The 14,567-nt window shown below is 42.8% G+C and carries 13 protein-coding genes; 8 read left to right on the top strand and 5 right to left on the bottom strand.

Translation table 11 applies throughout. The features are described 5' to 3' along the window. The first annotated feature begins 32 nt into the window (after positions 1-32). A complete protein-coding gene (locus tag B3014_RS03345; protein ID WP_289286906.1) occupies positions 33-1,007 on the top strand; it encodes a DUF3080 family protein in 975 nt (324 codons plus the stop codon). Here the strand turns inward: B3014_RS03345 and B3014_RS03350 are convergent. Next, entirely contained in the window at positions 999-2,003 is a 1,005-nt protein-coding gene (locus B3014_RS03350) for a GGDEF domain-containing protein (protein ID WP_289244856.1), read from the bottom strand. The two genes, B3014_RS03345 and B3014_RS03350, sit on opposite strands and share 9 nt — an antisense overlap. Positions 2,004-2,145: 142 nt before the next feature. Here B3014_RS03350 and B3014_RS03355 point away from each other — a divergent pair, with 142 nt between their 5' ends. The 3 genes from B3014_RS03355 (at position 2,146) to B3014_RS03365 (ending at position 8,201) form a co-directional block, all read left to right on the top strand. Next, positions 2,146-4,359: a TonB-dependent receptor gene (locus tag B3014_RS03355; RefSeq protein WP_289244857.1), complete on the top strand. Its 2,214-nt coding sequence runs from the start codon at positions 2,146-2,148 to the stop codon at positions 4,357-4,359. Between the two features lie 217 nt (positions 4,360-4,576). Continuing rightward, positions 4,577-6,973, top strand: coding sequence for a phosphoketolase family protein (locus tag B3014_RS03360; protein ID WP_289244858.1), 2,397 nt, complete (start codon positions 4,577-4,579; stop codon positions 6,971-6,973). 4 nt (positions 6,974-6,977) lie between these two features. Continuing rightward, a complete protein-coding gene (locus B3014_RS03365) occupies positions 6,978-8,201 on the top strand; it encodes an acetate/propionate family kinase (protein WP_289244859.1) in 1,224 nt (407 codons plus the stop codon). Between the two features lie 33 nt (positions 8,202-8,234). Here the strand turns inward: B3014_RS03365 and B3014_RS03370 are convergent, their stop codons facing one another. Beyond that, positions 8,235-8,510 (bottom strand): cupin domain-containing protein, encoded by a 276-nt coding sequence (locus B3014_RS03370; protein ID WP_007145314.1) that lies wholly within the window; start codon positions 8,508-8,510, stop codon positions 8,235-8,237. Positions 8,511-8,687: 177 nt separating this feature from the next. On the opposite strand from B3014_RS03370, the gene B3014_RS03375 reads away from it, so the two are divergent. Further along, positions 8,688-9,809, top strand: a complete 1,122-nt coding sequence (locus B3014_RS03375; RefSeq protein ID WP_289244860.1) for an HD-GYP domain-containing protein — start codon at positions 8,688-8,690, stop codon at positions 9,807-9,809. A 39-nt stretch (positions 9,810-9,848) separates the two neighbouring features. Here the strand turns inward: B3014_RS03375 and B3014_RS03380 are convergent, their stop codons facing one another. Both B3014_RS03380 and B3014_RS03385 read right to left on the bottom strand, forming a co-directional pair. Then, the gene (locus tag B3014_RS03380; protein ID WP_289244861.1) at positions 9,849-10,172 is read right to left on the bottom strand and encodes a hypothetical protein; all 324 of its coding nucleotides are present in this window, start codon (positions 10,170-10,172) and stop codon (positions 9,849-9,851) included. A gap of 67 nt (positions 10,173-10,239) precedes the next feature. Then, the gene (locus B3014_RS03385; protein ID WP_289244862.1) at positions 10,240-11,184 is read right to left on the bottom strand and encodes an AEC family transporter; all 945 of its coding nucleotides are present in this window, start codon (positions 11,182-11,184) and stop codon (positions 10,240-10,242) included. Positions 11,185-11,277: 93 nt separating this feature from the next. Here B3014_RS03385 and mtgA point away from each other — a divergent pair, with 93 nt between their 5' ends. Continuing rightward, a complete protein-coding gene (gene mtgA, locus B3014_RS03390) occupies positions 11,278-11,976 on the top strand; it encodes a monofunctional biosynthetic peptidoglycan transglycosylase (protein WP_289244863.1) in 699 nt (232 codons plus the stop codon). A gap of 51 nt (positions 11,977-12,027) precedes the next feature. On the opposite strand, the gene B3014_RS03395 is transcribed toward mtgA, so the two are convergent. Further along, positions 12,028-12,579, bottom strand: a complete 552-nt coding sequence (locus tag B3014_RS03395) for a hypothetical protein (protein WP_289244864.1) — start codon at positions 12,577-12,579, stop codon at positions 12,028-12,030. A gap of 175 nt (positions 12,580-12,754) precedes the next feature. Between B3014_RS03395 and B3014_RS03400 the strand changes: the two genes are divergently transcribed. Further along, positions 12,755-13,876, top strand: a complete 1,122-nt coding sequence (locus tag B3014_RS03400; RefSeq protein WP_289244865.1) for a porin — start codon at positions 12,755-12,757, stop codon at positions 13,874-13,876. A 16-nt stretch (positions 13,877-13,892) separates the two neighbouring features. Further along, a partial coding sequence (locus tag B3014_RS03405; RefSeq protein ID WP_289286907.1) for an acetamidase/formamidase family protein occupies positions 13,893-14,567 on the top strand: 675 nt, incomplete at its 3' end.

Below are 14,567 nucleotides of genomic sequence, written 5' to 3' on the forward strand. Positions count from 1 at the left end.
CGGCATGTGATAAGTTCAACGAGCCAGATTCTATGATGGATGAATACTTAGTCCGTCTGGCCAGAGTGTTAGATCAACCTGTCTCAACTTCTAAGTTACCTGCCTTAACAAAACTGCCTGATAAAAAGCAACGAATGCTCGACGTGCCCCAGATAGACGTGAATATGCTGGAGTTTTTATCTTTATATGGTTGTGAATTACAGGTTGTGGTTGCTGAGCGAAATTCTATTTTGGGGCGTGTCATGCTGCCCATAAATCGACTTCGCTATGAAATGAAGTTTATTCATTCGGCCAAGCTTTGTTTAAATACACTTGATGATGAGCAAACTCGAGATATTCTCAAACAGGCCATAGCACAGAAAAGTGTAACGCTTCCTCTGGTTTTTTGGAACGCAGTTTGGTCGACAGAAGAAATAACGGAATTGATGACATATTCAAAAGGATATTTACCGACTGACACTAGCTCAAACCACTCAACGACAACAGGGTTACAAAAACTTCTGAAGATAAAACAACAGATAGATAATCAGCATCTCGATACAGATTTACAACAATTAGGCAAAATACAGCAACAATGGCTATACAGCCATCATGCTGGCAAATTGTTAAAAAGTGCTCAGTTGTTAACAGCGAGATTAAATGATGCAACTCAGATCATAGAAGCAAGACTTGCCGGGAAAGCGCTGTGCTATCAACAGCGCGTGACACCTCAAGCTGAAATCGTACGTCACTTTTTCTTCAATATTTATATTGGGAAAGTGCAACCTTATTTGGCGGCAGTCACTCAGCAGAGCGATGAGATTTTTCCGCTATTGAACAGACTTGCACAGGTAAAAGGGCACAACACAGTGTCGGATGATTTTAATGCCTACCGGCAGGAAAATTTAGATCCTGACACAACTACCGGCATCTGGCAGCAGTTACATCAAGCCCTAGAGCGTCACACTCAGTCTTGGCAACGTTTGTTAGAGCAATGTGGAATGCGACCTGGGGTTGAGTCAAAGTGACGTTGCCATCACAGTATTTTTTCCTGAATGTTTAGCGGCGTAGAGTAGTTTATCCGCTTGATTCAATGCCACCAGAATATTTGTTTCTTTATCATCAACTTGATGAACACCAATACTGACAGTGATCTTTATGGACTGGCCTTGGGTGAAATAAAAAATCTCTGACACTTTTTTGCGAATGCGTTCTGCTAGATGAGTCGCCTGTTTTAAGCCCGTTTCAGGAAGCAATATGGCAAATTCTTCTCCACCAATACGACCAAAAATGTCATAGGGGCGTTTCGTTGCCTGAATGCAATGGCTGAATAGTTTGAGTACCTCATCGCCCACTTCATGACCGAAAGCATCATTGATGTCTTTAAAATCATCAATGTCCATCATAAGCAGACAAACAATGTGACCGCTTCTGTGACTGCGTTTCAGTTCTTTATTACTCTCATTGATGAAGGCTCTTCTATTCCATATACCTGTCAAATCATCAGTATTAGCAAGATATTGCAAATTATTTGATAGAACTTCTAGCTGCTGATTTTTTTCAAGTAATTCTAAATTTGACTCTACAATATTTTTGATTTGCAACATGAGCTGTTGCTGTTTCTCTGAATAAGAAACGGCTTTTGTGTTCAGAATACAAATAGTGCCAAACGCATCCCCATTAGGCCAGCGAACAGGGAAGCCAAGATAATTAATCAAACCCATTTCAATCTCAGGTGCGTTTGCCCATTTTTCATCTAACAATGCGTTTGGGATCAGTATGGGATTATCATCTTTTATAACCGACTCACAATAGCTACCGGCACCGTTTTCAACCATTTCACCGATATGGAATGGATTACCTTGAGCGTCATTTTTGACATATACGCTAAAGTGAGTCGTTTCGTAGCGCATAATCAAAGCGATGGGGACGTCCATGATGACGGATAAGATATCCATGATAGTTTGCCACTGTTCCAATAAATCAGGACAGATATATGGATGCTCAGATTGTTTATTTTTCACATTCGATCCTTGTGTAATAACTAAAGATTACATCAAGTTAGCATTCAACGCATAGTTAAATATTGTTAATAAATAAAAATCAGTCTCATTTACACTTCGTTTACTTTAATTTACAATTAATTCAAGCTAAATAGGATAAAAAATGAGAATAAAATCAACTTGTATGATGTTGGCATTGGCCATGGGGGGGATTCAGAATGCATTAGCAGATGAAGTGCAAACGTCAGCTAACACTGCTCTAGAATTGGACACCTTATCTGTAACTGCGAGTGCTGATGCTTCAGCTGAGGGACTCTCACCTGCGTTTGCTGGAGGCCAGGTGGCTGAAGGAGGCCGAGCCGGCATTTTGGGTACAAAAGATAACTTAGATACCCCATTCAGTATTACCAGTTACACCAATGAGTTTATACAGGACAGGCAAGCGCAGAGTGTTGGGGATGTATTACGAAATGATCCGACGGTCAGAGTTGCAAGAGGGTTCGGAAACTTTCAGGAATCTTATTTCATACGCGGATTCATTTTAAACTCCGATGATGTGGCATATAACGGTTTATATTCATTATTACCACGTCAGTATATTGCTACAGAGCTATTTGAGCGCGTAGAAGTTCTTCGTGGCGCAACAGCTTTCCTAACTGGCGCTAATCCAAACGGAGGTGGCATAGGGGGAGCGATTAACCTTTTGCCTAAACGAGCTCCAAACTATGACTTAAATCGAATCACGCTGGGCGCATCAGTAAATGATGAGCGTAATGGAGCAGCTGATATTGCTCGTCGTTTTGGTGAATATGATGAGTTTGGGATCAGGGTCAATGCAGCACATCATAATGGCGGTACATCTATTGATGACGAACAAGCTGAACTGAACTTATTTAATATCGGTTTGGATTACCAAGGTGAGCGATTAAGACTCTCTGCTGATATGGGGTATCAAAATCATCAGTTGGCACAAACAAGAACAAATTTACGTTTGATGAACGCAGTTAGTAACGTTCCATCGACGCCCAATGCAAGTGAGAATTGGGCTCAACCATGGTCTTACTCAAATGAAAAAGATTACTTTGGTACATTCAGAGGTGAATATGATTTTACTGAAAATATAACTGCTTGGGCTGCTTATGGGATGAGACATGGGGAAGAAGAAAATTCTCTCAGTAATCTAAATATTACAAACGGTATTACCGGAAATGGCACATTGAGCAGATTTGATAATGGCCGCATAGATCGTATTCAAACGGGCGAAGTCGGTATTAAAGGCAAGTTCAATACTGGGGTTATCAAACATGAATTGGTTGCAGCATACTCATACTTTGAGTCAGAGAAAAAGAATGCATTCCGGTTTGTGTCTATTCCTGGTGGCAGCAATTTATACAATCCAACTTATTATACTAAGCCTGCGTTAGCTGATTTATACAGTCCGAGATTAGGTAGTCGAGTGAGGCTGAACAGCTTTGCACTTGGGGACACATTATCTTTTATGGATGATAGGTTACTGCTCACTTTAGGTGCTCGTCATCAAACATTAAAAACAGAAGATTATGATTATAACGGCCAGACTGGACTGATTGGAAAGTATGATGATAGTGAAATTACACCTGCAATAGGCGCCGTATATAAGCTAACTGAAGAATTCGCTATATATGCCAATTATATTGAAAGCTTGACTAAAGGGGATACGGCTGACAGTACAACGCAAACTAATTCTGGTTCGAATGTTACTGTAGTGAATGCAGGAGAATCTTTTGCCCCTTACGTTTCAGAGCAAAAAGAAATTGGCCTGAAATATGAAACAAATAGCTTTGGAGCTGGGCTAGCATATTTCACAACATCAAAACCTCGTTCTTTTATGGATAAAAGTAATCCTGATAGGCCCGTTTTTAGACAATCAGGTGAAGATGAGCATCAGGGTGTTGAGCTAACCTTATATGGTAAAGCGACTGATGACTTGAAGTTACTTGGTGGGGTGACATGGCTGGATGCGAAGCAAAAAGATACAGGTGATAGTAGCATTGATGACAACCGAGTAATTGGAGTTGCCAAGTGGCAGGCGACTGTTGGGGCTGAGTGGGAGGTTCCGTCAGTGAATGGGCTGGCATTAGATGGACGAGTTAACTACACAGGTTCTCGTTATGCAGATGATGCTAATACACTCAAAGTTGATGGCTGGACAACAATCGATATTGGGGCGAAATATCTAATTCAACTGGATAATCAAGATCTGACTCTGAGAGCACGTGTTGATAATCTATTTGATAGAGACTATTGGGCTTCAGTTGGCGGCTATCCAGGTAATGGATATCTTGTACTCGGCGCACCAAGAACCGTTTCAATCAGTGCCACAGTTGATTTTTATTAATTGAATCTAACCTGAGCGCCTGCAGAATAACAGGCGCTCATCTTAATCACGCTTTCCTGATCTTCATCAATTTATTCGTTATTCCTCTTTATGGTAGTCAGCAATAAGAGTAGGCTGATTGAAACTATCATTTTTATCAAATGTCAGCTTGAGTAAGTCAAACCATTGTCATCTTACTTAGCTAGTCTGCACTGATACATAAAGCAAGGAGTACTCTATGAACAGCACTTTGTCTGCTACACCTCTTGATGCCAACGATCTGACAAACATTGATGCTTACTGGCGAGCCTGTAACTACCTTGCCGCAGGCATGATTTATCTGCAAGACAACCCTCTACTGCGTGAACCACTTAAAGCTGAACATATTAAGAATCGACTATTGGGACACTGGGGTGCCAGTCCGGCTTTGAGCTTTTCTTATATCCATTTGAACAGATTGATTAATAAATACGATCTGGATGCGATTTTTCTAGCAGGCCCTGGTCATGGGGCACCTGGTGTATTAGCGCCCGTGTATTTGGAAGGCACTTACTCAGAGATTTATCCGAATAAAAGTGAAGACATTGACGGTCTGAAACACTTTTTTAAATCATTCTCTTTTCCTGGTGGAATAGGTAGCCACTGCACACCGGAAACACCGGGCTCGATCCACGAAGGCGGAGAGCTGGGGTATAGCGTTTCTCATGCGTTTGGTGCGGCTTATGATAATCCGGATTTAGTTGTGGCAGTCATGGTCGGGGACGGTGAGTCTGAAACAGGCCCGCTTGCGACGTCATGGCACTCAAATAAATTTCTTAATCCTAAGACGGATGGCGCTGTTTTACCTATCCTGAATTTAAACGGCTACAAAATAAATAATCCGACCATTTTGTCTCGTATTTCACATGAAGAAATTGAGCAGTTATTTCGTGGCTATGGCTGGACGCCACATTTTGTCGAAGGTGATGATCCTGAACTTATGCATCAAACCATGGCAAAAGTGATGGAAGAGTGCATTGTCGACATTCGTGAAACACAGCAACGTATCAGAGAGTCTGGCAGCGATGAAAGACCGCGTTGGCCGATGATCATTCTACGTACCCCCAAAGGCTGGACAGGGCCAAAAGAAGTGGATGGTCATAGGGTCGAAGGTTTCTGGCGCGCGCATCAAGTGCCATTAGGTGGTGTCAAAGACAATCCGGAACACCTTGCTCAATTAGAAAACTGGCTCAAAAGTTACCGACCAGAGCAACTATTTAATGAAGATGGTCAGCTTCTGCCAGAGCTAAAAGCACTGGCGCCAAAAGGTAACAAAAGAATGAGTGCCAGCCTACATGCCAATGGTGGATTGCTTAGAAAATCACTGAAAATGCCTGATTTTCGTGATTATGCGGTATCTATCGATAAGCCGGGGCAGAGTCTGGTAGAAAACACCCGACCATTAGGTCAGTTTCTGCGTGACATCATGAAGAAAAATAACAGCAACTTCAGAGTCTTTGGTCCCGATGAAAACAGCTCTAATAAGCTCGATAATATTTATGAAGTCAGTAAAAAAACATGGATGGGTGAGTTATTACCCGAAGATCAGGATGGTGGCGAACTGGCACGAGATGGTCGCGTTATGGAAATGTTATCCGAACATACGCTGGAAGGTTGGCTTGAAGGGTATTTATTAACGGGTCGACACGGTTTTTTTGCCAGTTATGAAGCCTTCATTCATGTGATTGATTCCATGTTTAATCAACATGCTAAATGGTTGGATATCTGTAATAACATCGCGTGGCGTGCACCGATATCTTCGCTTAACTTACTGATTACATCCACTGTCTGGCGTCAAGATCATAATGGTTTTACCCACCAAGATCCGGGCTTTTTAGATTTAGTCCTCAATAAGAGTCCAAAAGTCTGCCGTATTTACCTGCCACCAGATGTGAATACTTTGTTATCTGTTGCCGACCATTGTTTGAAGGCCAAAAATTATGTGAATGTGATCGTGGCCGACAAACAAAAACATTTCCAATATCTTGATGCGGATGAAGCTGTTAAACATTGCACAAAAGGCGTGGGAATATGGGAGTGGGCAAGTTCAGATGAAGGTGTTGAACCAGATGCTGTGGTGGTGGGGTGTGGTGATATTCCCACCCAGGAAGCACTGGCCGCCATCGATCTTATTCATCAGTATTTTGATGATTTGAAGATTCGTTTTATTAATGTTGTCGACTTATTCAAACTCATCTCGGACAGTGAACATCCTCATGGTTTGAGTGATAAAGACTTTGACAGCCTGTTTACAAAAGATAAACCGGTGATCTTTAATTTCCATGGTTATCCATGGTTAATTCATCGCTTGATTTACCGTCGGACCAATCATACCAATTTTCATGTTCATGGTTATAACGAAAAGGGCAATATCAATACGCCACTGGAGTTAGCGATCCGTAATCAGATTGATCGATTTACTATCGCTATGGACATTATTGATCGCGTAGATCGTTTACAAGGTATTGGTGCTCATGCAAAACAACAATTACGTGATCATCAAATAAGCTGTAGTTTATATGCCTATGAATACGGTATCGATAAGCCTGAGTTTGGTGATTGGAAGTGGGGCGATATCTCAACCATAAAAGAGTAATCTCATGACAACGCAATCTGTCATATTAGTACTTAACAGTGGTAGTTCGTCTGTTAAATATAAATTACTTCAGCTCAAGGATGAGGCTGTTTTATTAGAAGGCAGTATCCAGGGGATTGGTGAGTCATCCGCAAAACATCATGTTTGTGTGGATAAACGTTTTTCAGACATCGTCAAACAGTCAGAGTCTACTGTTGCAATAAAAAATCATCAGGCTGCTTTTCACGTGATTGCAGATGATATGCAGTGTTTCTTTAACGGGGCATCGGGGATACAGTTAGATGTGATAGGCCATAGGGTTGTTCATGGTGGTGCTCGATTCTTTGCTCCCGTTGAGTTGAACAAAGATGTCCTCACGACTATTGAGTCATACCAGCATCTGGCACCACAGCATTTACCAGGTAATATTGCAGGCATAAAAACCTGCCAGGAATTATTTTCTCAGGTCAGACAATTTGCCGTTTTTGATACCGATTTTCACCAGACCATTCCGGAGCATGTCTATCGGTATGCAGTGCCTGATGACTGGTATCAAAACCATGATGTCCGCCGCTATGGGTTTCATGGCTTATCTCATCAATATGTAGCCCAGCAGGCCGCTGTTTATCTGGAAAAACCTCTGAATGAACTCAATTTAATTACCTTGCACCTGGGTAATGGTGCAAGCGCTTGTGCGATTAAAAACGGCCAGAGTTTTGATACTTCGATGGGCTTTACGCCATTACAGGGCCTTATGATGGGAAATCGCAGTGGCGACTTGGATGCGGCTGTACCTCTATACATTCAGGAGCAGACAGGTATTTCAGCAGAACAGCTGGAGCATCAGCTTAATTTTGAATCCGGTTTGGTGGCGATTACCGGCACACATAATATGGCTGAGATTCAGCATCGAGCTGAGCAGGGTGATAAAGAAGCGAGCTTAGCGATTCAAATGTATGTGCACCAGCTTCGACGTTATATTGGCGCCTACATGATTAGTCTGGGACGAGTCGACGCCATCATATTTACTGGCGGCATTGGTGAAAATGCAGCCATGATTCGTGCTTTGGCCTGTGATGAATTAGGCCGATATGGCGTTGTTATCAATGCTGAAAACAATCAGAAGTTAAAAGAGACAGTATCAGCCGTTCATCATCTGAGGAGTGATGTACCTATCTTGGTGATAAAAACGGATGAAGAAAAACAGATCGCACGGAATATTGCCATACAGCTAAATCTAAACAAATAAAAAGGCACCCGGTGGATGCCTTTTTCAGAAAAACTAGTCGTAACTATAGTGTTTACGTAATGTTTTTGTGACTTTCCAGAAGCTTTTTAATCCCGCTGGAAATTCAACATAATCACCAGCAACAACGGTAACAGGTGCTTCACCATCTGGTGTCACAACGATTTCGCCTTCTAAGATATAGGCTTTTTCAGTTTCGTCGAAGTCCAATCTGAATTCAGTCACAGGACAGTCCCAGATTTCCCAACCCGCAACACCTAACTCTTGCAAACGTGCTTCACTTGGGTTTTTTTCAATTATAATTTCAGGCATAGTGATCTCTAAAATATCAATGTAGATAGCTCAATCTCACAATTGAGTAAGCCGTTATTGCCATGATGGCAGGCGAATAATAACAGAAAGCAACTAACAAGAAGGATTCTTGTCGCACTCATTAATAGATTGATACAACTGTTCTTAATGAAAAGAGCGGTGTTCAGGAGGCGTGAAATGGATGCAAAAGTGATATCACTCCTAGCGAATAAGCCAGATACGCTGAATGGGCGATTAGAAGTGTTGCATGAGTGTTTGCGACAGAGTTTGCCTCAAATAACGCAGTCATCCTGCATGCTTTATGATGAGAAAACAGATTCACTGAAGAAATTTCTGAGTAGTCATCATTTCGCTAGCCACGGCAAGGATGAAAGTCTCTACCTCAAATCTAACCAAGCCTTGTTTACCTTATGCCAACAAGAAGAAGGTAAGCTTGTCTCATTCGCCACGGATGATCCCATCTGGCAACATTTTCAACAAGATTCACAAAGTTTAGCCGCGTTTATTATTCCCATTAAACAAGCACAACGCTTTATTGGGTTTGTTTGTTTTGAGATTGAACATCTACCCCAACCTTTGAGCGACGCAGAAAAAATTACGTTAAGTTTGTATGCTCAATTCATATCCATGATGATTAATGAAGAATTATCACTGGTTAATACCTTGTTAGCGACAGTCAGAGCAGCTAGAGATTTCACTGATTTCAGAGATTTTGAAACCGGATTACATCTTGATCGTATGGCATGTTACGCCAGAATTATTGCTACTGATTTGGCAAAAAAACATCGCTTGAGTGATGAGTTTATAGAACATGTGTACATATTTGCTCGACTGCATGATATTGGCAAGATCGGTATTTCTGACACCATACTCAATAAACCAGGTCGATTGGATGATGCAGAGCGCAGCATTATGAAAACCCATGTGGAAAAGGGGATTGTGATGCTCGAGCAAGTGCTGAATGACTATAACCTGGTAGATATGCGGGATACAGATATGATGCGAAATATCGTAGCCTGTCATCATGAATACATTGACGGCTCAGGTTACCCCAAAGGTTTAAAAGGGGAGCAGATTCCACTTGAGGCCAGAATTGCAACTGTAGCTGATATTTTTGATGCGTTGACCTGCCAACGCCCCTACAAAAAGCCGTGGCCTTTAGATGATGCCATTGCTGAACTGGAAAAAATGCAACAGGCGAATAAACTGGATGCTGAGTGTGTGGCTGCTGTCAGGCGCAACAAAGCAGAATTTGAAAAAGTAATGAAAGCACTATCTGATGATAAAAAGCCGTTATAACTTGAGAAAACACGCTCAGGTTATAACGACTAACTGGATTTAAAATGTCAGCGTAGCGGCCATTTCGTTATTAATTTTAACCAGGCAAATCAAATCTTTTTTCATCTTCCATTTACAGTCTGAAGTGACGGTCATACCGTCATACTCACCACTGAAATGACCCTCATCGTAGTTATACGATAACTGTCCATTTACCACCACACTGCCATTGATTAACACTTGGTGTTCAAAGCTGATTTGATCAAAGCGACCATACACTTCAACTTGCTGCTCTGCGCCAGCTGGACGGTAGTATTGTTTAGGCGATGCTGACGTGCAGCCAAGCAATGTGGCAACAAGTGTAGCGATGATAATTTTTTTCATAAGTGGTCCCAGTAAAAAGTGAATAAGCTCATTAATAGTACAAAAAACCGGTTTGAACGCCTACCTTTCACATCAAGTTTAATAAGATCGTCAATGTGACTAATGAAATAAGCGTAGAGAGCATAATAGTCTGAGCCGTAATAAATGCATCACGCTGGTAATATTCGGCCAGCATAAAAGGCCCGGTACCTGTCGGTAACGCAGCCAATAATATTGCCATCATGGCTAAGGTATTATTCATATCAAACACCCATAAAGCCAACACAGCGACAAGCAGTGGTTGAGCGATAAGCTTGGTAAACGTTAATACCCAAGCAATCTGTTTTGCTCGCATATCCACACTATCAGCTTGGTTTACATTACTGGCTAAAAATAACCCTAAACTCACTAATGCACATGGGCTGGCGGAGTCTGAGAGCAGATGAAGAAATGTTTCAATGCTGTTGGGCAGCGTCAACCCAGAAGCCGCGACCAACACGCCGGCAATCGGAGAGACAACTAATGGATTACGGAAGACCGCAGAAAAAACATGTTTCATTCTATGGTGGAGCGCTTTTTCAGCTTGCAACCCCGTTTCTATTAACATGATGGCAATGGAAAATAAGATACACACCACAATAATGGATGCGATAGTCGTGGGCACTTGACTGGATGAACCAAATACTAAAAATAACAATGGAAAACCGACGTAACCTGTATTGGAGTAAGCCGCTGCCACACCATCAACACTGGCGTCAGCTAAATGACTACCCTGATTTAACCGCCACAATAGAATAAAAACAAAAATAACCCCAGTACCAAGCAGATAAACATAAATAAAAGCAGGCTTAAATAAAGCTTGCCAATGGCTATGTGCCATAATGTCGAACAATAAGGCAGGCAGGGCTAGCCAGACGACGTAACGGTTTAATTCGCTAGCCGCTGTGGGTCCGAGCACGCCGGTTTTTCTAGCGATAAAACCGGCCGCAATCAACCCGAAAATCGGTAACAAAATTGAAAGTGTAGTAAGCATCAGATAGATGAGTTTTTGTTGCAATACTAAATGATATCAAGATGATCGTTAGGCGCCTAATCACTATGGGTCAGAAACAATAAAAAGGCAGATATGCTGAATAAAATCAAACGCATTTTTATCAAATGGCTTCTTTATGCCATGCTGGGATGGTTACTGTTGAGCCTGCTTATTGTCCTGCCGTTTCGCTGGTTGAACCCACCCGTCAGTATGGTGATGCTGGAACGTTGGCTGACGCATGATGATTACAGTATTCAACAAACCTGGTTAAGCTGGGATGAGATGCCCAAAAAAGCTGCTTTAGCAGTTATTACCTCTGAGGATCAGCGTTTCCCGATACATCAAGGCTTTGACGTCGATGCCATTATGAAAGCTTTGAATGAAGCTGAAGAGGGTGGCCGCTTACGTGGAGCCAGTACCATTAGCCAGCAAGTCGCTAAAAATATGTTCTTATGGACGGGCAGAAGTTGGCTGAGGAAAGGCCTTGAGGTCTGGTTTACTTCATTGATCGAAGTAACCTGGGGCAAACAACGCATTCTTGAAGTGTATATGAATATTGCAGAGTGGGGACCCGGCGTCTTTGGTATTGAGGCCGCCAGTCAGCATCACTTTGGCAAACGCGCCTCGCAACTGACGGATATGCAGGCGGCTTTATTAGCCTCTACCTTACCAAGTCCGTTGAAATATGATCCGGCAAGACCTGCACAACATCTCATTGATAGAGCCCGTTGGAACTTAGCCCAACAACGTAAATTAGGTGGTACAAACTGGTTAGCCCCGATATCAGAATAAAAAAAACCGCCAGTACTAGAAGGGGTACTGGCGGTACCGAGGACGAGAGAGTTATTTAAGCCAGACTTTCCAGCCTTTCTCTGCCATACACTCAATAAAGCCAACGGTAACTTGGCTAAAATTACCGTTGATTGGGTGCTCTTTACTCAAGCCATCTTGACAGGCTTGACCATCATTAAGTAATTGATCGGGGCCTGCACCCGCTTTCCACCAGGAGCTAACACCAACAGGCTGTAGTGGATCGGCTGGAAGTGGTGCGGGTTCAATGTCAGTTTCAGTCGTTTTCTCAGCGATAAATTGATCGGGCGAACTCTTTGTATAACTTCCATGAATCACCGCTTTATTAGCGGGACTGCCGGTTTTGGCTGCTGCTTCATTGGCCTTGTTGTCGAGATCCAGCACTATCCAGCCATGTTCTTTTAAGCACTTTTTAGTCTGCGCCTCTGTATTGGTGCTGGCAGCACACACATCTTTTTCCTGTTGGAAATCACGAGCGGATGCGCCGCGTTTATAACTGAATTCACCACAGGCAGTGAGAGTCAGACTCATTATGCCGAGTGATGTGACGGCTAGCGCCTTATTAAATTTTCGTTTTTGAAACATCCGTCTTCCCTTGATGACTCTTGAACATGGCTACAGGTTACCTGAACAAGTGGGATCTGTTTCTACGCAATTTCACGTATTCAAGCTTCTGACCCAGCTCACTAGTATTGCTCCTGACGCGAACATCACGTTTGCGACTTTTTCTTTTCTCGGATGGCTAACAGGGGCAATTAGAATGAAAATGAAACTCAACTCTCTCACCTACGCAGTGGCGCTTGCCAGTTCTGCATTGATGGCACCAAGCGTGTCACAGGCAGCTGGCACCATCACGTTTGGTGAAGATCAATATGTCAGCGTCGGTTTTGGTATGCGTGGTAGCTATACCAATGCTGAAGACGGTGCAAATGACGGTGGTCGCTCAAATGACTTCAACTTAGACAGTGCCAGACTCTATTTCTCAGGTGCGTTAAATAAATACATCAAGGGTATGTTTAACACTGAAATGAACAGCGATGAGTCAATGAAAGTCATTGATGCTGCCGGTATTTTCCAATTGACTCCTGATTTCGCCATCTGGACAGGTCGGTTCTTATCACCAAGTAGCCGTGCCAATATGGCGGGTCCTTACTACACCTCAGGTGATGGTTACTGGCAAAACATTGCAGCACGTTATGGCTGGAATGGCGGCACGATTGGTCGTGATGAAGGTGTAGCAGTAGTGGGTACAACGTTAGACCAACGTCTTGCTTATTCATTTGGTGCTTTCGAAGCGGATAAGATTTTTTTCTACAGTGGTTTAGCTAACGAATCTACCTCAAACCCTAATCAAAGCGATGAATTGATGTATGCCGGACGTTTGCAATATAGCTTCTGGGACAAAGAGCCGGGCTATTACGGAACAGGCAACTACTTGGGCGCTAAAGATATTTTCACCATTGGTGTATTTGGCCGCTCAAAAGAAGATGGTGCTGCTTCAACAACGGATGTCGGCGACTATAGCCAATATGGTGCTGACTTATTAATTGAGAAAAAACTCGGTGCGGGTGCCATCTCATTCGAAGCAGCTTATTACGACTATGACACTGACGATGTTTTTGAGTCTGAGCAGGGCGAAGCATACGCGCTTGGTGCTGGATTTATCTTCAACGAAAAAGTCGGTTGGGGGCAGTTTATGCCAATCGTTCATTATCAAAATTTTGATGCTGACAACGGCATTGAAACAGAACGTACAGACTTTGGCGTGAACTACATCATAGACGGTTACAACGCTCAAATCACAGCCATTTACAGAAATCTTGAAGTCACGAATCAATCTGATGATGACGCTTTTGTCATCAGTACCCAACTTCAGTTCTAGTAGAAGGAGGAACTAAATGAAAACGATAGTAAAACTCGATTTAGATAAAAAACCATGGGAGCAGGACGGTCAAATCCATAACCGTTGGCATCCAGATATACCGATGATCGCCATGGTCAAGCCCGGTGATGAATTCCGTGTTGAATGTATGGATTGGACTGGCGGTCAGATTGGCAATAATGACAGTGCGGATGACATCCGTGATGTCGATTTAACACAGGTTCACTATTTAAGTGGCCCGATTGGTGTTGAAGGTGCCGAACCTGGCGATTTGATGGTGGTAGACATTTTGGATGTCGGCACCTTTGAAGATCAGCAATGGGGTTTTAATGGTTTATTCGCTAAAGAAAACGGTGGTGGTTTTTTAACTGACCACTTCCCTGATGCCAGTAAGTCTATCTGGGACTTCCACGGTATTTACACGACATCACGTCACATTCCAAACGTGCAGTTTGCCGGCATTATGCATCCTGGTTTAATTGGTTGCTTACCATCAAAAGAAATGCTGGAAGAATGGAATCAGCGTGAAGCTGACTTAATTGCGACTGATCCTGACCGTGTACCTATGCTTGCATGTCCTCCTGAAGAAAAATCAGCGGTAATGGGGCGATTAAAAGGTGATGAAGCGGCGGCTGCGGCTAAAACAGGTGCACGTACGGTGCCACCACGTGAGCACGGTGGTAACTGTGAT

The sequence above is a fragment of the Methylophaga sp. UBA678 genome (assembly GCF_002299105.1).
In the GTDB taxonomy this organism is placed as follows: domain Bacteria; phylum Pseudomonadota; class Gammaproteobacteria; order Nitrosococcales; family Methylophagaceae; genus Methylophaga; species Methylophaga marina.